This window comes from Brevibacterium sp. UCMA 11754 (genome assembly GCF_021532275.1).
Lineage (GTDB): Bacteria > Actinomycetota > Actinomycetes > Actinomycetales > Brevibacteriaceae > Brevibacterium.
This window is the reverse complement of the sequence record NZ_JACBOT010000001.1, coordinates 359,723-386,252: the sequence shown is the minus strand read 5'-3', so window position 1 is coordinate 386,252 and position 26,530 is coordinate 359,723. Positions and strand designations below refer to the sequence as shown.

Below are 26,530 nucleotides of genomic sequence, written 5' to 3'. Positions count from 1 at the left end.
TGAGCCTCCAGTTCTTGCATCGTGGACGGTGAGGGTCCAAGGTCGCCGGAAATTCGCTGTCGGCACCTATCAAGGACATGTGCAGGAGATTAGGCTGAAAGCGGTGATCTGTGGCAACAGTCCCTGTTCGTGAGGAGGCGGTCGAAAGTGTTCGAAGGCGAACCCGCAGGACCAGAGCAGCGCGCTTTCACCGGCGAGCTGCCCGGCCCGTCTGCAACTGCCCGGATCCTCGCCGAGGCTCATCGCCGTTACCGTGACCTCGACGACGGCGAGATCGCCGACTACATCCCCATCCTCGCCGAGGCGGATCCCACATGGTTCGGCCTCAGCTTCATCGATATCGCCGGTCGCGCCCATGAGGCGGGCGACATCGACGTGACCTTCTCCTTTCAGTCGATCTCGAAGGCCTTCGTCTTCGCCCTCGTCTGCCAGGCCCGCAGTCACGAATTCGTCCATGAGCGCATCGGGGTCAACAACACGGGACTGCCCTTCAACTCTGTGATGGCCATCGAACTCAATGATGGGCATCCGATGAATTCGATGGTCAATGCCGGGGCGATCGCCACAACGGCTCTGGTGACCGGTGAGACTCCGGCAGAGAAGTGGGAGACCATCCGCAGCGGACTCTCCCGGTTCGCGGGACGAAATCTCGAGCTCGACGGGCGGGTCTACCGCTCCGAGATCGAGAGCAACCAGCGAAACAAGGCGCTCGCCCGACTGCTCGAGAGCTACGGGAGGATCATCACTGATCCTCTGGACAGCGTCGACATCTACACCCGCCAATGTTCACTGTCGGTGAGCGCACACGATCTCGCGGTGATGGGTTCGACTCTGGCAGATGGGGGAGTGAACCCGGTGACCGGCGAACGCGTGGTCTCCGCCGAGGTGGCCCGTGACACCCTGGCATTGCTGGCTTCGTGCGGAATGTATGAGAACAGCGGTGAATGGCTCTTCGAAATCGGTCTGCCGGCCAAATCGGGAGTCGCGGGTGGAATCGTCGCCATCGCTCCGGGCAAGGGTGCGCTCGGCACGTTCTCTCCACGGCTCGACTCCGCTGGCAACAGCGTCCGCGGCCAGCGGGCCTGCTTCGACCTCTCCCGAGCCTTGGGTCTCAATCTCTTCGCCTCCACCCCAGCACCCGCACCACAACAACGCTGAAAGGAATCACTATGACTGCCCCGGCCGAACCGACCGACCACGCCGAGGTTCGTGCATCCTGGACGCCGATGATCGGGCTGTTCCTCGCCCAGGTGCTCATGTCCTTCAACGTGTCAGCCCTCCCGATCTCTCTGGGCGGGATGGTCGAGGACTTCGGGGTGGCACCCACCGTCGCCTCATCGACGATCGTCGTCTACGGCCTCGCCGTCGCAGCGCTGGTGATGACGGGTGCGAAGCTCGGGCAGCGTATCGGCTGGGTCATCATCTTCAGGGTCGTGCTCATCGTCTTCGCAGCATCGTCGCTGCTGATGATCTTCTCGCGCACGGTGGCGTGGGTGATCGGCGGGCAGATCCTCGCCGGTGCTGCCGCTGCCATCATCGTTCCGGCCCTGGTGGCGCTCATCGCGGAGAACTATCGGGGATCTCAGCAGGCGGCCGCAGTGGGTTCGCTGGGGTCGGCTCGTGCGTTCTCGGGTATGAGTGCCTTCCTCATCGGCGGCACGCTTGGCACTCTGGTCGGATGGCGGCCCATCTTCTTCATCACCCTCGGTCTGGCCGCCATCGTCTTCGCCCTGAGCTTCAAACTGCGCTCGGACAAGGGCGATCCCAGCATCCGCATCGACCTCGTCGCCTCGGTGCTCATCGGGGCTGCGATCGTGCTGCTGACCATGGGATTCAACAATCTCAACGCCTGGGGCATCATCCGCGCCGAGGACGGCGCCCCGTTCTCCATCGCGGGTCTGTCACCGGCACCGGTCTTCGTCATCGTCGGAGTCGTCCTCGGCCAGGCCTTCTTCATGTGGACGCGTCGGCGCATCGCCAATGGCAAAATTCCGCTGGTCGACATCAGTGTGCTCTCGAGGCCCACGGAGCGAGCCGCCGTGTACGCGATGTTCGTCATCGTCGCGATGGAGGCTTCGGTGAACTTCACCGTCCCCACCTACATTCAGGTGGTGCAGGGCAGGACCCCCTTCGACACCTCTTTGGCGATGCTGCCGTTCAACCTCACCGTCTTCGTCACAGCAACCTTGATCGTCCGCTTCTACAAGCGCTACTCTCCTCGCACGATCGCCCTCTTCTCCTTCTCCCTGACCACCCTGGCCCTGGTGTGGCTGGCCTTCGTGGTCACGAACAACTGGGAGACGCTGCCGACGATCCTCGGACTCATCGTCTTCGGCATCGGTCAAGGCGCTCTCGTCACCCTCGTGTTCAACGTCCTCGTCACCGCAGCACCGAAGCATCTGGCCGGCGACGTCGGCTCCATCCGCGGCACCGCCCAGAACCTCGCCTCGGCAGTGGGCACGGCGATGATGGGGGCAGTGCTGGTGACCGTGTTGAGCGCGGGGATCATGAACGCCGTCGATGACCATGCCGGCCTGCCCGATGACATCGTCGCCCAGATTGACCTCGACAACATCAACTTCATCAGCAACGACGAACTCGAAGACGTCCTCTCCGAGACTACGGCGACGCCGGCTCAGGTCGAGCGGGCCGTGGAGCTCAATGCCGATCAGCGCCTGCGCACTCTCAAGATCGGTTTCCTCATCCTCGCCGGCATCAGTCTCGTCGCGGCACTGCCGGCCTCGCGACTGCCCAAGTATCGTCCCGACGAGATCCCGGATCCGACGAAGTAGCCCTTCGAGTTCGCGCCCATGGACTGGTGCCACCGTCTGGCCGTACTATTCAGACACACGCATGCCGAGCATTGGGGCCCGGCGCTGCGACGATAAAAGGACAACGACATGTCTTTCCAGGCCTATCTCGACACCATCGAAGACAAGACGGGGCTGACCCCACGCGAACTCATCGACATCGCCAAGACTCACGGCTATGACGATCCTGCGGTGAAGGCCGGGGTGATCCTCGATTGGCTCAAGACCGACTACGGGCTCGGCCGCGGACATGGCATGGCGCTGGTCCACGTCATCAAGAAGGGGCCGCAGATCGACAGCAAGCATGTCGGCACCGAGGGGGTCCACAACGACGAATCGGACACCCTCTGGCTCGATGGCAAAGCGAGCAGACCGGCATGATCACGATCACCGACCGCAATCAGACGCTGCTGCCCGGGTCAGCGACAGCGAAATTCATCGGCGCCGAGCACGGGGCCGATGTCTCCTTCTTCTGGGTCGATGTGCCGGCAGGGAAGGGTCCCGATCTGCACCGGCATCCGTACACGGAGACATGGGTCGTACTGGCCGGCGAGGCGCGTATCGAGGCTGACAATGAGTCTTTTGAGGCCCATGCAGGAAATATCGTCACCGTCGCGGCTGAAACTGTTCACCGCTTCCGCAGCTTCGGAGGCGTCAACCTGCAGATGTTGTGCATCCACGCATCTCCGGAGATCATCCAGGAGTTCGTCGCCGGATAGCTGAAGCGCTCCTCAGCCGAGGGGCCTTACTTCACCCAGGGTTCCTCGCCGTTCTCCGACACGATCGGCTTGCCGTGGTCGAGGTTCCAGGATCCCATGCCGCCGGCGCGGCAGATGACGTACCGGCGGCATCGAGGGGGACGGCATCGAGACGTGTGGGTAACTAGCCCAGCGCCACATGCAGGCGTTTCGCTAGGTTCTTCACCGCTTGGTGCACCGAAATTTTCATCGCCGAGGCGTGCTAGAAGTGTTCTGGAAGCGGTGCAAGGTCCGGAATCTCGAAGTAGGGCTCAAAGTAGTCACTGCCGGAGATACCATATCGATTCACCCAGATTCGTCGAATTCCGTACTGTTTGGTCGGCATGATGTCATATTCCCAGCCTTGTGCAACGTGAGTGATGACCTGGGGATCGCGGTCGATGGTACGAAATAGATGTTCGAAAGCGCCCTCTCTTGGCTTATACCAACCCGCATCCTCGGCGGTGATGACGTAGTCGAAATCGACACCGATAGTCTCGACGTGGTGCGGTATGTAATCGCGGTCCGAATTGGAAATGATGGCCAGCTCTACTCCCTTTTCTTTGAGCTTCCTCAGGGCTGCCGGTACCTCAGGAAACACGGGAAAGTTCTTTGCGTCTTCGACCAGCTGGTCACCCTGTTCATCCGAATAGGGCGCTCCATGCTGCAACATCGTCGTCTTCAAAGTGTTGCGCACGAGATCCTGGTAGCGGGTGTAAGGGCCTTGGGCCACAGCGTAAAACCTTGCCACTCTGAGGTTGTCCAAGAACACTTCGTGATCCGCTCCCACGGTGTCGAGGCTGTCCTTGACGATTGGCAGGGCCGCGCGATTGAGGTCGAAGTCGATGAGGGTGCGGTAACAGTCGAATGTGGCGATGGGCGTCTGTGATTTTTTCATTGGGCTTCCTATGCTCGTTCAGTCGATGTCAGTGGATTGTGAGTGGTTGTTCCGGTTTTAATGTCTTCGATGTCGAAGAGAGGGTCTGCTCGAGTGAGGAAGTCGAGGCTGAGGTGTGTGCGTCCTTCAGTGATGAGTTGGGCACCGGCTTCCCCGATAGCAGGACTGATTTTGAAACCGTGCCCCGAGAACCCAGTGAGGATTGCAATGTTGGGATCCTCTGGATGAAGCCGCACATATTCGTGCATCGTGCGAGTGTAGCTTTCTATATAGGTATTCAGCCGCACGGGATTCGGTTGCAGAACTGGCAAGAAGTCAGTGACGATTGGGTAGAAGCGCTCGATCTCGGCTCGTGCTGCCTCGCCGCTCAGAGACCGCTCTACACTATTGGGGTTCCCTGTTGAGTGATGGTCGTTGAACCCCAGCCCGAGTTTGACTGTCTTGCCGTCCGCGGTCGGGATCCCGTAGCAGTATCGCGGCGCTGCGCGCATGAATGGAGGCAGGCCCTGAAGAACATTATCGTGAGTCCCGGGATACCAGGCGGACGTCAATCGCTTGGTCACGACGAAGTCGCGCAGATCGGGCACGAGCTGTGTCGTCCACCCGCCGCAGGCGACGACGACGCGATCGAAATCCGAGATACTTCCTGCGGTACGGAGGCGTACGCCTTTGTCACGAGACTCGAGGCGATCGACACGTGTGTATTCGTGCAACTGACCTCCCTTGGCGACTCCGAGTCCGACAGTGGCGGTGATTGTCAGTTCAGGGTTGATGACTCCAGCTTCGATATCCCAGAGCCCTACCTCATCTGTCTGTGGCTTGAACTGCGGGAACCGATCGGCGATGTCTCGGGTACTGAGAACCTCGTGAGGTGTTTCCAACTCAGTGGCGGAGAGCAGGGAATTGCTTACCTGAGGGCTGTCTGCCTTACCGACGTAGAGCACGCCCTTCAGCTTGCGCAGCCGCCTACCGGATTTTGTCTCCAGTTCTTTCCAGAGCTCTTGTGAGCGGTGGATGATGGGTAGATAGCCCAGATCATCTGCCTCGAGGTTGCGGTAGAGCCGGCTTTCCCCGCCGGCTCCTGCAAAGGGGTGACCCACATACGCGGATTCAAATCCGTGTACGTCTATTCCAGCGATCCTACTGAGATTCCAAAAGACCTGGGAGCCGACAGCACCGAGCCCGACTACTGCGATCTTCATAATATGACCTCCAGTCCAATTCAGATTGTCAAAGCGATCCTGTGGGCATCGAGAATCGCGGCATGTGTATTCCTACTCGAGACCGCATCCCCAACTCGATAGAGCACGAAGCCGGGTTGCTCAAGCACGGGCTGAGGTTGTGCAGAAATCAACGCCTCAACATCGACGCGGCCGGCATTACTCGAGTGACCCAAAAGATCGGTGTAGAGCTCATCGTTCGGCCAAGTTCCGCCCGCATAGTAGACTGCGTCGCAATCAAGCGTCTCGAGGACCCCCGTGGACTCACCCGTCAGTTCAACATGGAACCTGCGATCCGATTTCTGCTCTGCAGAGACGACGTATCTGGCGAGCTTCACATCGATATGCTCGGCATCGAACACCGCCTGATAATCGGCGAAGTTCAGCGTCCCGACGTCAATGCCGACGGTCCGCTCTGGAGTCACATACGTCACCCGATCTGAGATGCGGGCGAGGTGTTCCAACGCGTCCAGTGATGAGTTGCGTCCCTCATCGTCGAAAAGGATCACGTGGCCGAGACGCTTCCCGGAGACCTCAAAAGCTTCCCACGTGTCGTGGATGAGGCTCCCACCCGCGATCCCGACGTCTGCAGCGGATCGGGGTACACCTCCGGTTGCGATGATCACAGCGTCGGGATTGAGACCGAGGATCTCGCTCTCTTCAGCAAAGACATTGAACTTGAAATCAGCCCCGTGCTCTCGTGCTTGGGCAACGCGCCAATCGATCGCTCCGACGTACTCGCGTTTGCGAGGAAGCCGTGCCACCATCGCCAATTGTCCGCCGGGTTCGGCTGCGGCTTCGAAGACCGTGACGCGGTGACCGCGTTTCGAAGCCACCTGAGCCGCCTCCAATCCAGCTGGGCCTGCTCCGACGATGACGACGTTCTGTGGACGTGTGACATCGCGTTCTATCTCGTGTTTCAAAGTGTCTTCACGCCCGACAGCCGGGTTGTGGAAGCAGACGACGCCCCCAGTGCTGCCTGCCTCCAGGCAGAGACGGGCTCCGATGCAAGGTCGGATCTGATCGGACTTACCTTCTTGGACCTTTGCGACAAGATGTGGGTCCGCAATGTTGGCCCGGGTCATGCCGACGAGGTCGAGTATGCCTTCCTTCACGGCATATTCGGCAGTTGTGATGTCAGCGATCTTCGCCGCATGGATGACCGGTATACTCACGGCCTTCTTTACCCCAGCGACGAGGTCGAGGAATGGTGCAGACTGTTTTCCAGCGCCGGGAATCACATCCGTCATCTTCCCTTGTGACTCGATAGTGCCGACCACAACGTTGACGAAATCGATCCCGTCGGCCATGTATTGATTGAGAAGTGCGATTGACGACTCGGGATTGAGACCATCTGAACGTCTTTCGTCGATAGACATCCTCACGCCGAGAGCCATGTCGGTGCTGGTGACGGCTTTCACCGCTCTAATGACGCGCCCAGGGAATTCGCGGGCGATCTTCTGGGAATCTGCGTCGAGCTTTGACAGATGCCACGGTGAGGCGAAGGCGTCAAGAAGATGACCGTAATGTTCGAGCTCAATGCCGTCGATACCGGCCGCACGTGCTCTCTCAGCAGCAGCGGCGAAGTCGTCGACAATGCGGTCGAGGTCCCAATCTTCAGCCTTCTTGGGATAGGAGCGGTGGGCTGGCTCCCTCATCGACACTGACGACACAGAAGGTAACCAATTGGAATCGTGATCACCTGTTCTGCGACCCAGGTGTGTGAGCTGGATGAAGACCTTGCTCCCGTGTCTCTGACATGCAGAGGCGACCTCTTTGAGAGGAGCGACGACGTCGTCGTTGTACATGGTGATATTCCCGAAGGCTGGGGCGCTGTCACGGCTGACTACGGCGGATCCGCCGATGGTGATGAGTCCGACGCCTCCTTTTGCCTTCTCCTCCTGATAGCGGCGATATCGTGGCGTTGGCAGTCCGCCGTTGGTGTATCGATTCGAATGGGCGGTGCTCACGATACGATTTTTCAGCTGCACGTTCCCAATTGAGAATGGGGTGAACAGGACACTGTCCCTACCGGTGTCAGAGGGTTCCTCGGTCAACTCAGTTTCTCCTCTACTCGGGCGACGATGCGTGCTGAGACGATGCAGAGCACGGCGTATATGAGGCCTGCCAGGACGAGCACATTCAAGTATTCGAAGGTCATTGACCCGATTGAGAACGCTTTGCTGGTCATTTCAGAGACTCCGATGGCGAAGGCGAGCGATGTTGATTGGAACACCATGATGAGCATCGACATGAGAGGGCCAGGTATTGCTCGGATTGCCTGTGGCAGCACTACGTGGAAAAAGGCCTGACGAACTGTGATTCCCAGGCTTGCCGCTGCCTCGCGCTGACCGCCTCCAACGTGGAGTATGCCGGCGCGGAAGACCTCACTGGAGTAGGCGCCGAGGTTGAGCGAATGACCGACGACGATAGTGGTGAACGCCGCCATCGTGACTCCCGTTGCAGGGAGCCCGAAATACAGCAGATAGATGACTGCCAGCAGAGGGATACCGCGGAAGACCTCGATGAAGGCAATGACCAACGCACGTACCAATCGGCTGGGTGCGGTGGCTAGGAGCCCGAGGACCAGCCCAAGTGGGAAGCCGATGAGGGCGACGCAGGCGGTGAGGAGTAAAGATGTGCCGAGGCCGTTGAGGAGCTGTGGCAACCATTCGATCCAATGTTCGAACATCAGACGGTCACCACCTTCGAGCGCACTACCCCGTCGACGAAGCGGGAAAAGTAGGACAGTGGGATTCCGACCAGCAGATAGAGCATCGCGGCGACGGAGAATACGAGTACTGCAGAACCACCACGCGAGACTTCGTTCTGTGCCAGAAAGATGATGTCCGCGACTCCGATGATCGACGCAATGGCCGTATCTTTGAGCAGAGCCACAGCATACGAGGCCGATGGTGGAATCGAGATGTTGAGTGCCTGCGGAGCAGTGATCCTCCAGAACTGGTTACTCGGAGTCAGACCGAGTGCCGCTGCGGCCTCCTTCTGTCCGAGATGGACGTTATCGATCCCGGCGCGAAAGTTTTCCGCCAAATAGCCAGCAGAGATGATGCTCAAGCCGATGAGGCCAGCGGGAAGTGGCTCGAGTGGAACGATTGGGCTGATGCCGAAATAGATGATGAGTAGCCAGACCAGAGGCGGTATTCCCCGTGATATATCGATGACCGCCACTGCCGGAGCGCGGAGGACGCTCAGTTTCGATGTCCGCATGAGCGCCAAGGGAATTGCCAGCATGGTGCCGACAGTGAACGAGACGACTGTCATGAGAATTGTGATTCCGAAGCCCGCCGACAGAGTCTGCAGTATGGACGCGAATGAGAAGTCGCTCATCTGTCCAACACCGCTTGAAGAAACGTGCGGGTACGCTCATGCGTTGGATTGTAGAAAACCTGTGCCGGGGGACCCTCTTCGAGGATTCCTCCCTGGTCCAGGAGCAGGACTCGATCGGCAACGCGCTCCGCAAATTTCATCTCATGAGTCACAACGATCATGGTCATCCCGCGGTCTGCCAAATCGCGCATGACCTTGAGCACGTCGTTGCCGACCTCCGGATCGAGCGCGGAAGTCGGCTCATCGAACAACATGAGTTCGGGGTCGAGGGAGAGCGCCCGAGCAATCGCAATTCGCTGCTGTTGTCCGCCGGAGCATTCCGAAGGCTTAGCATGTGCTTTGTCAGCAAGCCCAACTTGACCCAAGAGTTTGAGGGCATAATCTTCGGCCTCTTTGGCGTTGCGCAGACCGTTGAGCTTCTGTGCCAAGACTATGTTCTTGACCACGCTGAGGTGGGGGAACAGGTTGAAAGTCTGAAACACCATGCCAACTCGACGACGAAGCTTCAGCAGTTCTGTCTTCGACGGCTTGAGAGAGTCCTCGAATGCGGTCTCCCCATCCAGGCTCAACACCCCGCCTGTGGGACGTTCAAGGTAATTAAGGCATCTCAGGAAGGTGCTTTTACCTGCGCCGCTGGGCCCAATCAGTGCGATTACCTCCCCGGCATGCACCTGCAGCGTGACTCCCTTGAGGACCTCGTTGTCTTTGAATGACTTCTTGATGGATTCGGCGTCGAGGAGCACTCGTGGATCTTGCATTCTTAAGAATTCCTTTCGGCTCGCAACGCATTCAGTTCTCGCAAGTCAGTCATTTGGAGTCTTTGTCGTTTGGAGTGACTAGGCTCGGATCAAGTCCGTACTTCTCAAAGCTCTTATCCAGCTCGCCGGAGTCCTTGTAGTCTGCAATTGTCTGATCAGTGGCGCCTTTGAGCGCGGCATTACCTTTTTTGATGAGCACGACAGACAGCGGCGGTTCCTGGGTGTAGGGCATGTCGGGTGATTTCTGCATCTTGTCGATCTTGAGGTCGGAGTACTGGTCCTGGGTCAGCCGCCAGGTGTTGGCGAGGATGCTGACCACTCCCACGTCGATTCGTTTGGCTTTAACATCGTCGAGCACCGCAGAATCCGATTGATATTCCCTCACCGCGCTCTTGCCGTACAGCTTGTGCAGCTGATCGATCCACAAATACCCCTGTGGAGTCCCGAGCGACTTATTTTTGAGGTCGTCAACGGTTTCGAGATCGTCGCCACGACTGACGACTCCCATGCCGCCCTCGTAGAGGCCGTTGCTGACTTCGAAGATCTCTCTGCGTTCGTCGTTCACCGTCCAGTTGCCAGCCGACAGATCTGCGCGACCGGACTGCAAACCCTCAATGATCGCCGAGAACGAGGTCGTCGAGGAGTCAACTTCAAGACAGAGGTCGGCAGCGATCTTCTTGATCAGCTCACCTTCGATTCCGGTCAGATCCCCATTTTCCGTGGTGACGAAGGGTGGATGCTCGGCGACTAACACGGTGAGCTTTCCCTTGTGCAGCGTCTCGACCTCGGCGCTCGGCTGACAACCCTCGGGAACGGTGCTCTCGGCGCCGCCTCCGGAGCAGCCTGAGGTGAGGAGTGCCAGTGACGCGGCGATCGCGCCGAACTTAACAGTCATCGACGCTGACTTTCGGGTGAAATTGGGTGCATCCAAGGTCTACCTCGATTGTGGTCGGGATCGTCATTGATTGGTCGATCAGTCATCAGGGGACTCTCTACGAGTCGACGTACCTGAATACAACTATGAATGACTATGCCATGTCAATAGGATGTGCGCTATATTTGTTCAAATGGAAAGGCATTTATGAAGGATATTGCCATATGAGCACATCTAATCTGAATAGAACTCCACGGCCCCTGAACGATCTGGATCAGGGGATCGTACGTGCGCTGCACGATAATGGCCGGGCGGCGTGGTCGAGTATCGCTGCCGAAACGAACAGTTCGACAAGCACCGTGCGGCGACGATTCGAAGCTCTCAATCGAGATGGCCGCCTGCGTGTGACCGGGCGTGTGGACGTGACACGTCTCGGGCTCGCCGTTCCCGTCATGGTGCAGTTCCGTGGTCGAGACTCATCGCGGCCCGACTTCCTGCAGTCGCTACAAGTGCGATCTGACGTCCGGTATGTCGGAGCGGTAGCCGGCTCTGCCGGTTGCGTAGCGGAGATCGTCATGCCCTCGCTTGTCGACATTCAGGGAGTCATCCACGAGATCACGTTGGCGTTCGATGTTTCGGCGGAGCTGTTTGTGGCGACTCATACATACACTTCTGGCCAGGACTGGCTGCCTGCGACGGTGAATCGAGAGATCGACGTTCGCCAAGAGAGGTTGGAGGCCAAGCTCACCCGCGAAGAGTCAACTGTGCTTGGACTGCTCCTCAAAGACGGAAGAACGTCTCTGAGTGATTTAGCAGCTCCAATCGAGAAATCGGAGAGCACTGCCCGCCGCATCCTTGAATCTCTGATCAGTCGGGAGATCGTGTCTTTTCGGGTACTTGTCGAGCCTGAGTTGCTGGGTTTCCAGTCATCGTTCTGGGCGTGGCTCAACGTTGAGCCGTCTCATTTGACAGCGATCGGGACCGAACTTGCCGCAATGAAAGAAACGAAAACACTGTTTGCTACTGCTGGACGCTACAACCTGGTTGGGCAGTTTGTGCTCAAGTTCCACACAGACATGCATGCTTTCATGACCGATGTTCTCGGATCGATTGCCGGAATCAAGGCCTCCGAGATCATGATGCAGACATCGACGCACAAGCGCGTTTGGAATATGGTCAAGAACAGCTCCTATATTGGCGTTTCCGGCCCCGGGTGGCTGTTTGAATCTTCTATGCCTATGCATGCCCGGCAAAAGTCGAACCAGACGCCTCTGGCAGGAAAAGACAGCGGAGTTGATTGAGGGTGAGCAAGTTGAGTCATCTTAGGGTAGCGATACTCGATCGGCCCAGTGGGGCAGAATCGCCTCTTCTGGCAACGCTTGAGCCAAGGGTGAGTTTGCAGCGGATACTTCCCAATACGATACACATGCTGGACCCTCAGACTGAAGTCATACTCATTCGCGGTGGATTTTGGACTGATATGGAACGACTTCTTGAGTTGGCACCCGGATTGAGGTGGGTCCACGTCAATATGGCGGGCCTTGATCATTTAAATCTCAAACTCTTGGGTGAGCGGGGTGTAATCCTCACAAATTCTCAAGGCGTCCTGGACCGACCGATCGCGGAGTTCGTCGTAGGTGCGGTTCTACTCTGGTCGAAGGGCCTTCACCAGTCAGTGCTGCACACGCAACAGGGCCACTGGTCGCCAAGAGAGCCTTTGTCGAACCGTTCTATGTCGACACTGATCCTTGGGGCCGGTGGAATAGGCACCGAATGCGCCAAAGCGCTCAAGGTGATGGGTTTTGGCACGGTCGCGGGTTTCCGGCGGGATCCTCGTCGACTCGATACTGTCTTCGACGAGTACGTGAGTTCAGAACAGGTTCCCGAACGAATCGGTGACTTCGACGTTGTCGTTTGTAGCCTGCCAGCTGCGGAATCGACAGAGAACCTTGTCAATGAACGATTTCTGAAGAACCTCGGACAGGCTGTGGTTTTCATTAATGTCGGTCGCGGTAGCACCGTGGATCAGGTGGCATTGGCCGATGCCCTTTCGGAGAGGCCTTTGTCTCTCGCCGTCCTGGATGTGACCGAACCCGAGCCGCTTCCAACTGGGCATCCGCTCCTGCAATGCCGCAACGTGGTCATAAGTCCGCATATGGCAGGGGAAACTGTTGAGCGGCATGACAACTTCTCCCGAGTATTCATTGACAACCTGGGTCGCTATCTAGAAGGAGCGCCGCTCAGTGACCGAACCCAGATGTACTGAAATCTCGACAGCACATTCGTCGCAGTTGTCACCAAATTCTGAGCGGACTCACTTCACCCACGGCTCCTCGCCGTTCTCCGACACGATCGGCTTGCCGTGGTCGAGGTTCCAGGAACCCATGCCACCGGCGACGTTATAGGCGTCGAAGCCGTTGTTCGTCAGCCACGCGACTGCGCGGTGGGAACGGCCACCGGTGCGGCAGATGACGTACATGACATCGTCGAGGGGGAGATCGTCGAGTCGGGTCGGCAGCTCACCCAACGGCACGTGCAGTGCGCCCTCGATGTGCCCGGCCTCCCATTCGTCGTCCTCGCGAACGTCGATGATGGCGGCGCCCTCGGGGATCTCTGTCACGGAGACTGATTCTTCATCCATGACCACAGTCTAGGCATGAGCACAATCGCAGTGCATCCCGCGACGGTCGACAGCCTCATCGAACACAGCAGCTAGTCCGATTGACACCGCGTGGCCACGTATCTGACCTAGAGTGAATCAGTGTCTGATGGTTGCCTGACAAACCTGGAAACTTCTCGACGCCCTCTTCAGTTGTCGGCGTCCTCATGTGAGACTTGGGGCAAGAATCGTCTGTGAAGGGAATGTTGATGAGCAGCAGAGACATAAGCAACGAATCCACCGGCGAGACGAAGGCACGTGATGCCGCGGCGAAGCTCGACGAGGCGACTGAGCCACTGGGCGGCACCTCCGAAGTCGACTCGCAGACGCAGGTCGGCTACACCGAAGAGAACGTCGAAGACCGTGCCCAAGACATGGCCGCTGACATCGGTGTGACCCTCCACCGCAACCCCGACGGCTCACATACGGCCGTCGATGAGAGCGCCGTGAAGGCTGCTGAGAAAGACACCGACGCGAGCCGGGCAGCAACGGGCAATACGGCGCATGAAGCGGGTGCAGGGGCTGACACTGGTTCCCTTGAACAGAAGGACGTCGTGAAGATCCTCCGCGACAGCGGCTATGTGATGCTCACGACCGCTCTCGACGACGGCAAGCTGCTCGCCCACCCAATGGTGCCCCAAGAGGTCACCGACGACGGTGACGTGTGGTTCTTCATCGGTCTGCAGGGCGACCAAGCAACGGCACTGCTGCAGAATCCGCAGGTCAATATCGCCGTCTCCGAGGCGGGAAACTGGCTCTCGGTGGCCGGTCGGGTCGACTTCGTCGATGATCAAGCCAAGCTCGCAAAGCTCTGGAACAAGGAAGCTGCCACCTGGTTCGAAGGCGGACTCAATGACCCGGACCTCGGGCTCATCAAGGTCACCGGAGAATCCGCACAGCACTGGGGTCTCAAGGGCGGCAAGGTCGCTGGCTTGGCCCAGATCGTCAAGTCCAAGGTCACGGGACAGCGCACCGGGGGAGGCAGCAGCACCACAGAACTCTGAGCCCAGGCCGCATAGAACACCGCAGCGTCCCATCTCACACCACACTTCGCTGCTTGCGGACTAGCATGGAGACATGGCAAAGAGGATCGTCATCATCGGTGCAGGGCTGGCCGGAATCACCGCCGCCCGGGAGCTCAGCGAACGCGGTCAGGCGGTCACGCTCGTCGACCCGGCCGCGGGGGAGACCAGCGAACGGCCACCGCTGTCGAAGCACCTCTTCGACGACTCCCGGTATCACCTGCCCTTCCACCTGGAGGCCGGTGAGCTCGTCACCTTCGTTCGTGACAAGGCCACAGAGATCACCCTCGCCGAGGCGACCGATCAGTCCCAGCAGGCCGGTCCCACCGGCGGTACCCCAGTAGCCGGCACCGTCCACTTGGCGTCGGGGGAGACTCTGGACTTCACCCACTGCATCCTCGCCACGGGCATGGAAGCGAACCGGCCGGAGATCCCCGGCTACCCGGATGCCCTACCCGTGTACAACCTGGCCGAGTCCGAATGGATCCGTGAGTTCGTCGCCGAATCCGGTACCCCGCTCAACGTCGGCGTCCTCGGCTCCGGATACCTGGGAATGGAAGTGGCGACCTCGGCGGTCGCCGCCGGACATGAGGCCACCGTCTATCTGCGCGGGGACGAACCCCTGCGAAAACAACTATCTGCCCCAGTGCGCAAGGCGCTGTTTGAGAAGCACAAAGAAGCCGGCGTGAAGTTCATTGCCCACACCAGCAGCCCGGACGAGATCCCGGCAGACATTCACAACCTGTTCGTCACCAGTGTCGGGGCTCGTCCGACACTCATTCCCATCGATGGCCTCCGACCCGCCGAGGCGTGGGAGGTGAATGAGAAATTGGCAACATCTCACCCAGGCGTCTGGGCGGCAGGTGATTGTGCGCAGATCACCGACGGCACCTTCGCCCTTGACCATCCTTGGGCCTGCGAACCGGTGGCCGAAAGTCACGGCAAATACCTCGCCGAACTGCTGAGTACCGACGATGGTGACACCTGTGAACCCTGGTCTGATATCCCGTGGCACTGGAGCTTCCAGGGCCCAGAAAAGGTCTTCACCGCGGGCCTGACCAGCACCGATGCCACCGATACGGTTATCAGACACGATCCGAGCGGCAAGAAATTCCAGGTCTTCCACTTCGATGGATCTGGCCCAGATGCACGGCTCGTCGGCGTCGAGACACTCAACTGGCCGCCCATGCAGGCAGCCGCCCGCCGAGTACTGGCCGGTAGTAACATTCCGACTCGAGCCCAGATCGAAGACCCTGATTTCGACTTCAAGGCTCATAGCCGACTGTGAGAATCGGCTACCCTCATCACGTAGACTTCCTGTGTTCGCCCCCAGTCGCCGACGAGAGAAACTTCTGTACATGGATATGGCTAAGCTAGCTGAGGAGCATGGGCTCGAAAGAGTCGGCGGGCGGCCGTCCCTGCCTCAGTACATCAAGCAGCTGATCACTCGCAGCGATTTCACTTACACTCTGGCCAAGTACCGGATGCAGAGCGAGAACGAGCGCAACCGTCTCGGCATGCTCTGGGTGCTGCTGCGGCCGGCATTCTCGGCTCTGATCTACGGCACGGTCTTCGGCTACATCATGGACGGCGCCACCGCTCGACCACACGACTTTGCTCCGTTCGTCGTCATCGGCGTCTTCGTTCTCGAGTTCTTCAACACCTCGATGAACGGCGGTGCGAAGTCGATCATTTCGAACGCATCCCTTGTGCAGTCCCTGCCGTTCCCGCGCATTGTCCTGCCCATTTCCAAGGTGTTTCAGAACCTCCTCAACTTCATTCCCACGCTGATCTTCATGATGCTCCTGGCGATGATGTGGGGCGCCCGACCTGCCTGGGACTGGTTCCTCTTCATCCCCCTGGTCATTCTGTTCTGGATCTTCAACCAGGGTGTAGCCTTCATCTTCGCCCGGGTCACCGTCCACTTCAGAGACCTCAGCCAAGTCATCCCCTTCATCTCCCGCATGATCTTCTACACCTCCGGTGTCTTCTTCGACCTCAAGGTCATGGTGGCGAAAATCAACCCCGACCCCGCTTGGCAGGTGTTTGCGGACTGGCAGCCGCTGAACAACGTGCTCGCGATTGCCCGCGGCATCCTCATGGTGGGCCGCGATGTTCCCTACGACTACTTCTGGCACCTCGCAATCTGGGCTTTCGGCATCTTCATCATCGGCTTCGTCTTCTTCTGGCAGGCCGAGGAAAGGTATGGTCGCGATGAGTGAGCAGAGTGAGACTGAGCAGGAATCGCACGACACCGGCGGTCTCCCGGAGGTCACGAAGAACAATCCTCCGGTTGTCATCTGCGATGAGGTCCACGTCCGTTATAAGACCCTGGCCACGGGCAAGAAGCTCAAGCTCGGTGGTGGGGGAGGCCTGCTCGATCGTCAGCGCGGCCTCCAGGAGGTCCACGCGCTCAAGGGAGTCAGCTTCGTCGCGCACAAGAACGAATCCATCGGTGTCATCGGCAGCAACGGCTCCGGCAAGTCCACTCTCATGCGGTCAATCACCGGGCTGACCCCGACGTCTGAAGGCACGATCTACGCGAGCTCGCGGCCTAACCTCCTCGGCGTCGGTGCAGCACTGATTCCGGATCTCTCCGGTGCCCGAAACATCATGCTCGGTTCGCTGGCACTGGGGCTGACCCGCGCCGAGGTGGAAGAGAAGTTCGACGACATCGTCGAGTTCACCGGACTCGAGGACTTCATCAACCTGCCGATGCGCACCTATTCCTCAGGTATGTCCCAGCGCCTGAAATTCGCCATTGCGACCTCGGTCCAACACGAGATTCTCATCGTCGACGAGGCGCTCAACGTCGGTGACAAGAAGTTCCGCGACCGTTCAGAGGGACGGATCCGTTCGATCCGCGAGAATGCCGGTACGGTCTTCCTCGTCTCGCACTCGATGCGCTCGATCAAGGACACCTGCAACCGCGTGCTGTGGATCGAGAAAGGCGTACTGCGCGCCGATGGTCCGGCTGCCGACATCATCAAGGAATACCAGGACTTCAACAAGTCAGAGAAGTAGTAGCGAGACCGAGAGTCTTCTTCTGCCTGATCGACGCTGAGACTGCTGCGTTTCCCTTTGGGCAATCTGCGGAGGTGGTGTGCGAGGCTCGTCGGGCTATGGCCGTGCAAGTGTGTGGTCACTAGATTCGGGCGCATGGATGAGAGGTCACGTGAGCCGATCGACCCGAGACGAATCAGCGACCAGCCTGCGCTTCGCAGCTCGACCGGCACGATCTGGATCGTAGCAGGCGGGCTGTTCCTCGTCGTCATCGCGGGCGTACTGGCGGCAGTCATCTTTTCCGGAGGCCCGGCGATCGGGTATGCGATCACCACGATCATCGTGGCAGGTGCGCTCTACCTCGTCCTGCTGATCTCCCGCTTCGCCATTCGGCCGGGCAGGATCCGCCTGTGGGCGATGGCCGGGTCGATGATCGCCATGGCCCTCGTCGCGATCATCGGACTCGTACTGTGCGTAGGTGCCGCCTCGGCCGGAGTCTGAGCTGAGTTACTTTGTGAACCGCGCTGTCCCGTGAGACGGGCTGTTAGCCAAGCCAATACCCCTGTTGTGATCATGTGTCCTCCCCGCGATTCCCCTGCGGGCATACAGCGAAACTGCTGTGATGCTCGGCATCGGCGCGTTCCTCGTCCAGTTCATGGTCCAAGGCGCCTGGGGCGTGATCCCTGCCTACCTCAATGAGCTCATGCCCCTGGACGCCAGAGCGATGCTGACAGGCTTCGTCTACCAGATGGGCAACGTCATCGCCTCGCCGAATTCGACCCTGCAAGCCAGCTGGGCAGAACACCTGGGCGGCTATTTCTCCCTGCCGATGTCCGTCATCGCCGGCAGTGTCGCCGTCATCATCGCCGTTCTCGTCTTCTTCGCTAAGGAGACCCGGGACACGAGCATCGAGGGGAATTCCTAGGGGTCGGAATCACCTCCGCCACCCTCGCCGAGGTGGCATGGAACGTCAGCCAAGCGTGCCCCGCAGGTTCGAAGCGACCCACGGGCCTGCCACGGCGACTTCACATAGTGACCCGAATTATTCCACTATTCGCACCCGCCGGTGAGAAAGCGGTCAGATGGACAGTTAGTGCGGTGACCTCGGTCGATGATGCCCAAATGTGATTGACAGGGCGAAACTGCAGGAGAAGACTGATCTCCGAAACTCAGCCGTCGTCACTATTTTGGGAGGCAAAGGTGCCCTCACGAAATCCACTGTCATCGGGCCCGCATACGAGCGTGACCGTCGTCCATGACAAGGGCCTCAAACGCGATATCGGCAAGACCGGTCTGCTCTTCACCGGAGTCGGCTCGATCATCGGATCCGGTTGGCTCTTCGGCGCCTTCGACGCCGCGAGCATGGCCGGCCCGGCCGCCATCCTGTCCTGGGCCATCGGAGCCATCCTCATCATCTTCGTGGCTCTGAACTACTCCGAACTCGGCGTCATGTTCCCCGTCGCCGGCGGTGTCGTGCGCTACCCGCACTACGCCTTCGGCTCGTTCGCCAGCTACACGAGCGGGTGGATCACGTGGCTGTCGGCGGCGGGCACCGTCGGCATCGAGGTGCTGGCAGCCGTCCAATACGCCTCGAGCTACATGCCATGGCTGATGGAGACCAAGGACGGAGTGCTGGTCCTCACCGGCCCGGGAATCCTCGTCAGCATCGCGATGGTCGCGGTCTTCTGTGTCATCAACATGTTCGGCGTGAAGTTCTTCGCCCAGTTCAACAACGTGCTCGTGTGGTGGAAGCTTGCCGTCATCGTGCTCGTGTTCGTCGGGCTCGCGATCCTCGCGTTTAATCCGGGCCACTTCCACATGGCTGAGTTCGGCGGCTTCGCTCCCAACGGCCTCGCCCCGATCTTCGCCTCCCTGCCCGCAGCGGGCATCGTCTTCTCCTACCTCGGCTTCCGTCAGGGCGTGGAATTCGCCGGTGAGACGAAGAATCCGCAGAAGAACGTGCCCTTCGCCGTCATCGGTTCGATCGTGATCACCGCCATCATCTACATCCTCCTGCAGGTCGCCTTCATCGGTGCGATCCCCACCGAGCTGCTCAAGGACGGCTGGGGCGGACTGTCGTTCTCGAACTCGGCTGGCCCGTGGGCGGAGATCGCGATCATGCTCGGCGCCATGTGGTTGGCCATCATCCTCTACATCGACGCCGTGGTCTCCCCGGCCGACACCGGCCTGATCTTCACCGCACTCAGCCCTCGCCTGTCCTATTCGCAGGCACGTGTGGGCAATGCACCCTCGGGGCTGACGAAGCTGAACAAGCAGGGCATTCCGTGGATCGGTCTGCTCGTGACGTTCATCGTCGCCTGTTTCCTCTTCTTCCCGTTCCCGTCATGGGCCAAGATGGTCGGCTTCATCACCTCCGGCACCGTCATCTCCTTCGGCAGCGGACCGGTGACGGTGGCCGCTCTGCGCCGTCAGCTGCCGGACCAGGATCGTCCCTTCCGTCTGCCCGGAGGTGACACACTGCCGTTCCTCGGGTTCCTCGCCGCCAATCTCATCGTCCTCTGGACCGGGTGGGACACGAACTGGAAGCTGTTCCTGGCGATGGCGCTGGGCTACGTCGTGCTGGGTCTGCACTACGTCTTCAGCGACCGTAACAAGATCCCGCCGCTGCAGTTCGCCTCGGGCTGGTGGATGCTGCTGTGGATCGGCGGTCTGGCCGTGCTCAGCTACCTCGGCACCTACGGTGAAGGTGCCCTGGGTGTGCTCACCTTCGGCTGGGGCGAGCTGGCATGCCTCATCGTCACCTCTATCGTCTTCGCCGTCGGCATCAAGACCCGCCTGAAGTCGGCAGATGTGGTCGCCAACGTCGAGAACACCAAGGAGGCCAGCGCCGAACACATCGACGGTGAGTGAACCCCTGCCCTTCGACGAGGCCAAGAAGGTCATCACGAATCACGAAGGTCGCGTCTTCGATGCCGACGATCAGGCGAAGGCCGCCGAGGTGGATGTCACTCCTAGCGTGTACACGACCGGGTGGGTTAAGCGCGGACCCGTCGGGCTAATTGATCACACGAAGGGCCATGATCCGGAGACATCGGTTCGCCGAGGCTCGCGTCACCTCACTCCGGAGCCTATGCCAGGATCTGAGTTCCACTACGTTAGTGTCTCTCGGGCTAGAGCGACTAATCTATTTCGTAGGGAGTCGGACCAACGTTGCCCGGTGTTTCCGGATATGGTGTGGCGGAAACAGCCGTGGTCAGAATGGCTACACCAACGACGAGCGGAGTGTAATTGTTTCTGCGTGACTACCTGTACGTTGACCTCGACAAAGTTTCTGGGCTAGCTAGCCAACTTTACGACGGAGTCCCTGACAGGGCGACTAACGTTACTGCTAGGCAGAAGAGATTGGAAGCCGACCTGAAGCTGGTTCGAGGAGGATCGGGCTCGTCGGCGGAAGATGCCATTGAACGCAACTTGGGGGATTCACTCTTCAAGGGTCTAGAGGCTGACCTAGAAGCCATGGGGCTACTTACCGACCTGTCGGAGAGTCTTGCGGTTAGTAAGACGTGGGATTCAATCGTTGATCTAATATCGCCTGGACAGATACTTAGAATCACCTCTCACGGCACTATTTTCCAACCTGCGCAGATGTCAGAAGCAATCGTAGGGCTGGCAACGGCCGCACACGGAATCTCTGAGCTCGGTATCGAACATACCGAAGATGTTCGGCCAAAGCCTGTACCGCCTAAAGCCAAGTCTGAGGCGCAGAAGAAGGCCGAGCGGTCTGCGAGGCAAGCATCATCTGTTGAAGCAAAGTATCCGGAGGACCTGCTTCCGCCAGGTGAAACGATACCGCTCATGAATGTGCCGCGCGCCCAACTTGCGGGCATGATACGAGTTACGCGTGGTGTATTCGGAGAAGGGGTCCATCTGCATTTGAGGCCAGCCGGTCAGACAGGACCGATTGTCTCAGCTCGACTAGAGGAAGGGCGAAGATTCTTGGACGCGTCACCAGAGGTGCTGATCTCTAGGTACGGTCTAGCCGAGCAGGAGTGGACTGTTGTTGGTGTTGTCGGACAACTTGGTCGCCAGGCCGGAGGAGATGAGATTGACGATGTCACGAACGACGATGGGAGCATAAATCGAGCAAGATTCGTGGATCTGGTTGGGCAGTTTCTTGAGCAAACTAGCGGCCTTGTCGACTTGCCTCGGGCCCCGGGGTTTTCGCTTGTTCCGCTGGCGCTGTATCGCTCGATAGGAGGATCCATTTTGGCCGAGTAATGGAATTACACTGCGTCTGCATCGGCGGTGCGAGACTTCAATTTGAATGTCACCCAATTGGCCTCGGAATGCGGTTCTTCAACTGGCTGGGGCTGTCGGCTACTCTGCGCACGTTGCCCTAGCTTAGCCTTCCGCCCGACACACAAACCGCGCGAAATAAGTCAGCGCCTCGAACGAATCCGCAGCATCAGGGTTCGCGACCTTCGCCAGCGCATGCCCCTGAATGAGGCGCTTGACCGGGACTTCGAGCTTCTTTCCCGTGCGGGTGTGCGGAATGGCCGGGACCGCGATGATGTCATCGGGCACATGCCGCGGTGAGGCCTTCTCACGCAGGTCCCGAGCGATCCGCGACCGCAGCGCATCATCAAGTGAAGCCCCTGTAGCCAGGACGACGAACAGCGGCATCCAGTATCCGCCGTCAGGCTGCTCGGCCCCGATCACCAACGATTCGGTGACCTCGGGGATGCCGTCGACGACGTCGTAGATGTCGGCACTGCCCAGTCGCACGCCGTGCCTGTTGAGAGTGGCATCCGATCGTCCCGAGATGATGACGCTGCCGCGGTCGGTGATCGTGATCCAATCACCGTGGCGCCACACTCCGGAAAACATCGAGAAGTACGTGTCCCGGTAGCGCTGCCCGTCGGGGTCGTTCCAGAACTTCACCGGCATCGACGGCATCGGTTCGGTGATGACCATCTCCCCAACCTCGGCGATGAGAGGCTTGCCGTCATCGTCCCAGGACTGCAGGGCCACACCGAGGACCGGGCCCGACAACTCGCCCGCCCACACGTCGAGATTTGGCGCGGAACCGGCGAACCCGCTCACCACGTCCGTGCCTCCGCTCGTCGAGGCCAGCTGCACGCGCTCGCCGACGGCGTCGCGGACCCAGGGGAAGCAGTGAGCGGGCACCGGTGCCCCGGTGGCGCCGATCGTGCGCAGAGGAGACAGATCCAGTTCCTCGCCGGGTTTCAGCCCCGCCTTCATCCCGGCGAGGAAGATCCCCGGACTCACGCCGAGGACGTTCGCCTCCGTCTCCGCGGCGATCTCCCACAACCTGCGTGGGCCGGGGTAGAGGGGGCTGCCGTCGAAGCAGACGGTGGTCGCACCCGCCACCAGCGCCGAGGCGACCAGGTTCCACATCATCCAGTTCGTATTCGTGTACCAGAAGAACCGGTCACCCGGCCGCAGGTCCAGATGCAGTCCGAGCAGTCGCAGATGGTCGACGACGACACCTCCGTGACTGTGCACGATGCCCTTGGGAATTCCCGTGGTGCCTGAGGAGTACAGCACCCACAGCGGGGTGTCGAAGTCGACCCGCACGAACTCCGGCGGTGCATCGCCGCAGGCGATGTCGTCCCAAGCGACGAGATCGGCGATCCGGTCCTGTTCGTCCAACGGCCCCGCGCCGAGGTTGTCGATGCCGACGACTGCCCGCAACGACGGGATGCGAGCGGCAAGCTCGGCAACCTGGTCGCGGCGGTCGAAGGCCTGCCCGTTCCAGGAGTAGCCGTCGGCGACAAAAAGCACAATCGGTTCGAGTTGCCCGAGCTTCGCCGCGGCTCCCTCTGCTGCATAGTCCTGGGCGCAGGCCGACCAGATGGCGCCGATCGAAGCGGAAGCGAGGAAGGCGATGAGCGTGTGATGGGTGTTCGGCAGATAGCCGACGACCCGGTCGCCTTGCTTCACTCCACGCTCACGCAGCCATGCCGCCACCGACCCGACCTGTCGTCGCAGCTCACGCCACGTGACCTCGAAGCGGTTCCCGTCCTCGGTGATGGTGATGATCGCTGGTTCGTCGATGAGTCGTTCGTCGAGCCCGGCGCGCAGTGCATGTTCGGCGTAGTTGACGCGGGTGCCTGGGAACCATTCGGCACCCGGCATGGACCTGTTCGCCAGCACTTTGGTGTATGGCTCATCGGCGATGACGTCGAAGAAGTCCCAGACCGCGCCCCAGAAGCCGTCCAGATCGCCCAGCGACCAACGCCACAGGTCGTCGTAGCCGACCATGTCCAGACCCGTGCGCTGATTCGCGAATTCGGTGAACGCAAGAATCTGCGGGCGGGGCGTCTGGTCGGGGTTCGGGCGCCAGATCGGTTCAGCGGTCAATTCTTCTCCTCAGTTCAGCACGACGGTGAACGGCAGCGGTCGGACGTCTCGTGCAGAGGCAGCAGCCGTCAGGCTCAGCTCCACACGCCCCGAGTGTCATGGACGATCTTCTGTGCCAGATGCGTCCGATCCAGGCGGACGAACTCGTTGTGGTCGACGAGGAGGAGCACGATGTCGGCGGCGCGGACGGCTTCGTTCATCTCTGTCAGCGTCACGTTCTCGCGTGCTTCGAGTTCGGCCGGCAGCTCCTCGATGTTGGGTTCGACGGCCATGATGTTCGCCTGCGGAAGCTCGTCTGCCAGCCGTCCCACGATCTGCCGAGCAGGGCTCTCACGCAGGTCGTCGATGTTGGGTTTGAACGCCAGTCCCAGTGCTGCGATCTGCACGTCGGCAATGCGCTTAGCCTGGGGGAGCAGTTTGTCGAGGACGAAGCCCGGCTTCGCATCATTGACCTCGCGCGCGGTCCTGATCAGTGACGAACGTTCCGGTGCGGTGGCCACGATGAACCAGGGGTCGACGGCGATGCAGTGTCCACCGACTCCGGGACCGGGCTGCAGGATGTTCACGCGGGGGTGGTGGTTGGCCAGTCGGATGAGCTCCCAGACGTTGATGTCGAGACCGTCCGAGATCATCGACAGCTCGTTGGCGAAGGCGATGTTGACGTCGCGGTAGGCATTCTCTGTCAGCTTCGCCATCTCAGCTGTCCGGGCGTCGGTCATGAGGAACTCGCCCTCACAGAAGAGTTCGTAGAGTTCACGCGCCCGTTCCCCAGCCTCACCGTTGAGGGTGCCGACGATGCGGTCGTTGGTGCGCAGCTCGATCATGATGCGTCCTGGGAGGACGCGTTCGGGGCAGTGGGCGAAGTAGATCGACTGGGCGCTGCCAGGCTTGAGCGTGAGGTCCGGGCGAGCAGCGAGGATCGTATCGGCGAGGAACTCGGTGGCACCGGGAGGCGAAGTCGATTCGAGGATGATGAGTTCATTGCCTTCGAGCAGCGGAGCGATCTGCTTGCCTGCGGTTTCGATGTAGGACAGATCAGGCCTCTTGCCATCGGTGAACGGCGTGGGGACGGCAACGATGTAGTTGTCCGCATGCGGAGTCACCGTCGTCGCCTGGAGGTAGCCCTGGGAGACGACACCGGCAACAGTTGTCGCCATATCGGGCTCGACGAACGGCACCTGGCCGGCGTTGATGACGTCGACGTTCTTCTGATTAATGTCAACGCCAATCACGTCAGCACCTGAGCTGGCGAGGACGGCAGCAGTCGGTAAACCGATGTAGCCGAGCCCGATCACGGCAACCGAGGGACGATTGCTTTCAGGGAAGGAATTCATATTTGGTACTCCAGACTGTACATAGAGGTCCGCCGATATCTGGTCCGGAGATCATCTAAATAGATGATCAGGTGCCATGACGGTTGGTACAACAAATGAAATAGTAGTGAATGACTCGTCGTGGGCGAAATGTGAACTCCTTCGCCAGTGACTTTGAACGAAAATGGTGAAGGCGATGTCAAGTTTTGATAAACATTGACCGATCCGAACGTCTCAGTACGCAGAACGGTTGCCAGGCATGGCAGTATTCGTTGAATATAGAATTTGTTGAATGGACAGAGAACAGGCCCGGAGCGCAAAATCGGGCCTGCTTTCTTTTGCTGGTTGGCAACCATTCTTATTTGAAGGAGAAGCAGTGAGTGCTGGTAGCTCGTTCCAGGGATCTAAGGTCATGGTCATATACGGGACACGTCCTGAAGCGATCAAAGTGGCCCCTGTGATCAAAGCACTCGAAGAAGATGAAACACTGTCACCGATAGTTGTGGTGACTGCGCAACACAGGGAAATGCTTGACCAGGTCAACGAAGTATTCCAGATTGTCCCCGATGTCGACCTCAACCTCATGGCTCACGGACAGACGCTTAACGAAATCGCCGGAAACGTCATCATGAGGATTGACGCCGTTCTCGATGAACACATGCCGGACGCGGTCCTCGTGCAAGGCGACACCACAACTGTAATGGGCGCGGCTATCGCAGCGTTCAACCGTGAGATCCCCGTGGTGCACCTGGAAGCTGGATTGCGCAGTGGCGACATTGACTCGCCTTTCCCCGAGGAAGCCAACCGCAAGATCGTTTCGCAGATCGCACGCATGCACCTGGCACCGACCAGGGTTTCTCGTAGCAATCTACTGGCAGACGGGGTGCCTGATGAAAATATCCACGTCATCGGAAACACTGTGATCGACGCCCTGCATTGGGCAGTGGCACGCGCCGTGGAGTTCACAGTTCCTGAACTGAAGCGACTGAGCATCGACGACCGGCGCGTTCTTCTCGTCACTACTCACCGCCGAGAGAATCTCGGTGAGAACATGATCAACATCGGTCGGGCCATGCGTGAACTCGCCACGAGATACCCGGACTTGCTCATCGTGTGGCCCGCACACAAGAACCCGAAGGTGCGGGCCTCGATCGAACCGCAGATCGTAGACCTAAATAATGTCATCTCCATCGAGCCTGTCGAGTACGGCGAGTTCTCGCACTTGATTGCGAATTCGGACATCATCCTCACCGACTCGGGCGGGATCCAGGAAGAAGGCCCCAGCTTGGGCAAACCCGTGCTGGTGCTGCGTGAAAATACCGAACGCCCCGAGGCGGTTGACGCTGGAACCGTGAAGCTCATCGGCACGGCAACCGACCGGATCATCACCGAGGTGGCCCGTCTCCTAGATGACAGGGCTGCCTACTCGGCCATGGCCAACGCGGTCAATCCCTATGGGGACGGTCACTCTGCACGGCGCAGCGTTGACGCCCTCACACAGCTTCTGTCATCCGAAGGACGCTGAGACGATGGTAATGGAGAA

25 protein-coding genes are annotated in these 26,530 nt (G+C 59.6%); 15 read left to right on the top strand and 10 right to left on the bottom strand.

Annotated features, from left to right (window positions below):
* The first annotated feature begins 147 nt into the window (after positions 1 to 147).
* The 4 genes from glsA (at position 148) to HX613_RS01735 (ending at position 3,529) form a co-directional block, all read left to right on the top strand.
* A complete protein-coding gene (gene glsA / locus HX613_RS01750; RefSeq protein WP_442862578.1) occupies positions 148 to 1,158 on the top strand; it encodes a glutaminase A in 1,011 nt (336 codons plus the stop codon).
* Between the two features lie 11 nt (positions 1,159 to 1,169).
* Positions 1,170 to 2,792, top strand: a complete 1,623-nt coding sequence (locus HX613_RS01745) for an MFS transporter (protein ID WP_235343774.1) — start codon at positions 1,170 to 1,172, stop codon at positions 2,790 to 2,792.
* Between the two features lie 108 nt (positions 2,793 to 2,900).
* On the top strand, positions 2,901 to 3,191 hold the full coding sequence (locus HX613_RS01740) for a DUF4287 domain-containing protein (RefSeq protein ID WP_235343772.1): 291 nt from the start codon (positions 2,901 to 2,903) through the stop codon (positions 3,189 to 3,191).
* Entirely contained in the window at positions 3,188 to 3,529 is a 342-nt protein-coding gene (locus tag HX613_RS01735) for a cupin domain-containing protein (RefSeq protein ID WP_235343771.1), read from the top strand. Before HX613_RS01740 ends, HX613_RS01735 begins: the two co-directional genes overlap by 4 nt.
* A 241-nt stretch (positions 3,530 to 3,770) precedes the next feature.
* On the opposite strand, the gene HX613_RS01730 is transcribed toward HX613_RS01735, so the two are convergent.
* The 7 genes from HX613_RS01730 to HX613_RS01700 are packed head-to-tail and all read right to left on the bottom strand — an operon-like array spanning position 3,771 to position 10,666.
* Positions 3,771 to 4,445 (bottom strand): HAD-IA family hydrolase, encoded by a 675-nt coding sequence (locus HX613_RS01730; RefSeq protein ID WP_235343770.1) that lies wholly within the window; start codon positions 4,443 to 4,445, stop codon positions 3,771 to 3,773.
* Between the two features lie 8 nt (positions 4,446 to 4,453).
* Positions 4,454 to 5,647: an FAD-dependent oxidoreductase gene (locus HX613_RS01725; protein ID WP_235343769.1), complete on the bottom strand. Its 1,194-nt coding sequence runs from the start codon at positions 5,645 to 5,647 to the stop codon at positions 4,454 to 4,456.
* Between the two features lie 20 nt (positions 5,648 to 5,667).
* A complete protein-coding gene (locus tag HX613_RS01720; RefSeq protein WP_268826484.1) occupies positions 5,668 to 7,722 on the bottom strand; it encodes an oxidoreductase in 2,055 nt (684 codons plus the stop codon).
* Positions 7,719 to 8,357 (bottom strand): amino acid ABC transporter permease, encoded by a 639-nt coding sequence (locus HX613_RS01715; protein ID WP_235343767.1) that lies wholly within the window; start codon positions 8,355 to 8,357, stop codon positions 7,719 to 7,721. Before HX613_RS01715 ends, HX613_RS01720 begins: the two co-directional genes overlap by 4 nt.
* The gene (locus tag HX613_RS01710) at positions 8,357 to 9,013 is read right to left on the bottom strand and encodes an amino acid ABC transporter permease (protein ID WP_235343765.1); all 657 of its coding nucleotides are present in this window, start codon (positions 9,011 to 9,013) and stop codon (positions 8,357 to 8,359) included. The genes HX613_RS01715 and HX613_RS01710 overlap by 1 nt, the downstream gene beginning before the upstream one ends.
* Positions 9,010 to 9,771, bottom strand: coding sequence for an amino acid ABC transporter ATP-binding protein (locus HX613_RS01705; RefSeq protein ID WP_235343764.1), 762 nt, complete (start codon positions 9,769 to 9,771; stop codon positions 9,010 to 9,012). The genes HX613_RS01710 and HX613_RS01705 overlap by 4 nt, the downstream gene beginning before the upstream one ends.
* 49 nt (positions 9,772 to 9,820) lie before the next feature.
* A complete protein-coding gene (locus HX613_RS01700; protein WP_235343762.1) occupies positions 9,821 to 10,666 on the bottom strand; it encodes a substrate-binding periplasmic protein in 846 nt (281 codons plus the stop codon).
* A gap of 203 nt (positions 10,667 to 10,869) precedes the next feature.
* Here HX613_RS01700 and HX613_RS01695 point away from each other — a divergent pair, with 203 nt between their 5' ends.
* A complete protein-coding gene (locus tag HX613_RS01695; RefSeq protein ID WP_235343761.1) occupies positions 10,870 to 11,946 on the top strand; it encodes an Lrp/AsnC family transcriptional regulator in 1,077 nt (358 codons plus the stop codon).
* Between the two features lie 125 nt (positions 11,947 to 12,071).
* Positions 12,072 to 12,911, top strand: a complete 840-nt coding sequence (locus HX613_RS01690) for a D-2-hydroxyacid dehydrogenase (protein ID WP_268826483.1) — start codon at positions 12,072 to 12,074, stop codon at positions 12,909 to 12,911.
* Between the two features lie 48 nt (positions 12,912 to 12,959).
* Here HX613_RS01690 and HX613_RS01685 read toward each other — a convergent pair whose 3' ends face one another.
* On the bottom strand, positions 12,960 to 13,286 hold the full coding sequence (locus HX613_RS01685) for a rhodanese-like domain-containing protein (protein ID WP_235343759.1): 327 nt from the start codon (positions 13,284 to 13,286) through the stop codon (positions 12,960 to 12,962).
* Between the two features lie 227 nt (positions 13,287 to 13,513).
* Between HX613_RS01685 and HX613_RS21955 the strand changes: the two genes are divergently transcribed.
* From HX613_RS21955 to HX613_RS01640, 8 genes are all read left to right on the top strand, one after another.
* Positions 13,514 to 14,308, top strand: coding sequence for a pyridoxamine 5'-phosphate oxidase family protein (locus HX613_RS21955; protein ID WP_268826481.1), 795 nt, complete (start codon positions 13,514 to 13,516; stop codon positions 14,306 to 14,308).
* 73 nt (positions 14,309 to 14,381) lie between these two features.
* Positions 14,382 to 15,614, top strand: a complete 1,233-nt coding sequence (locus HX613_RS01675) for an FAD-dependent oxidoreductase (protein ID WP_235343758.1) — start codon at positions 14,382 to 14,384, stop codon at positions 15,612 to 15,614.
* Positions 15,615 to 15,690: 76 nt separating this feature from the next.
* Positions 15,691 to 16,548 (top strand): ABC transporter permease, encoded by an 858-nt coding sequence (locus tag HX613_RS01670; protein WP_235343757.1) that lies wholly within the window; start codon positions 15,691 to 15,693, stop codon positions 16,546 to 16,548.
* Complete coding sequence (locus tag HX613_RS01665; RefSeq protein ID WP_235343756.1) at positions 16,541 to 17,350, top strand: ABC transporter ATP-binding protein; 810 nt, start codon at positions 16,541 to 16,543, stop codon at positions 17,348 to 17,350. Before HX613_RS01670 ends, HX613_RS01665 begins: the two co-directional genes overlap by 8 nt.
* Positions 17,351 to 17,485: 135 nt before the next feature.
* Entirely contained in the window at positions 17,486 to 17,830 is a 345-nt protein-coding gene (locus tag HX613_RS01660; protein ID WP_235343755.1) for a hypothetical protein, read from the top strand.
* 121 nt (positions 17,831 to 17,951) lie between these two features.
* On the top strand, positions 17,952 to 18,254 hold the full coding sequence (locus HX613_RS01655; protein ID WP_235343754.1) for a hypothetical protein: 303 nt from the start codon (positions 17,952 to 17,954) through the stop codon (positions 18,252 to 18,254).
* A 275-nt stretch (positions 18,255 to 18,529) separates the two neighbouring features.
* Complete coding sequence (locus HX613_RS01650; protein ID WP_235343753.1) at positions 18,530 to 20,200, top strand: APC family permease; 1,671 nt, start codon at positions 18,530 to 18,532, stop codon at positions 20,198 to 20,200.
* A 378-nt stretch (positions 20,201 to 20,578) separates the two neighbouring features.
* Positions 20,579 to 21,568 carry a DUF6414 family protein gene (locus HX613_RS01640; protein WP_442862577.1) on the top strand — a complete coding sequence of 330 codons (990 nt, stop codon included), beginning with the start codon at positions 20,579 to 20,581 and terminating at the stop codon, positions 21,566 to 21,568.
* 123 nt (positions 21,569 to 21,691) lie between these two features.
* Here the strand turns inward: HX613_RS01640 and HX613_RS01635 are convergent, their stop codons facing one another.
* A complete protein-coding gene (locus HX613_RS01635; RefSeq protein ID WP_235343750.1) occupies positions 21,692 to 23,674 on the bottom strand; it encodes an acetoacetate--CoA ligase in 1,983 nt (660 codons plus the stop codon).
* A gap of 74 nt (positions 23,675 to 23,748) precedes the next feature.
* Positions 23,749 to 25,008, bottom strand: a complete 1,260-nt coding sequence (gene wecC, locus HX613_RS01630) for a UDP-N-acetyl-D-mannosamine dehydrogenase (RefSeq protein ID WP_235343748.1) — start codon at positions 25,006 to 25,008, stop codon at positions 23,749 to 23,751.
* Between the two features lie 391 nt (positions 25,009 to 25,399).
* On the opposite strand from wecC, the gene wecB reads away from it, so the two are divergent.
* Complete coding sequence (gene wecB / locus HX613_RS01625) at positions 25,400 to 26,512, top strand: non-hydrolyzing UDP-N-acetylglucosamine 2-epimerase (RefSeq protein ID WP_235343880.1); 1,113 nt, start codon at positions 25,400 to 25,402, stop codon at positions 26,510 to 26,512.
* The last annotated feature ends 18 nt before the right edge of the window (positions 26,513 to 26,530 follow it).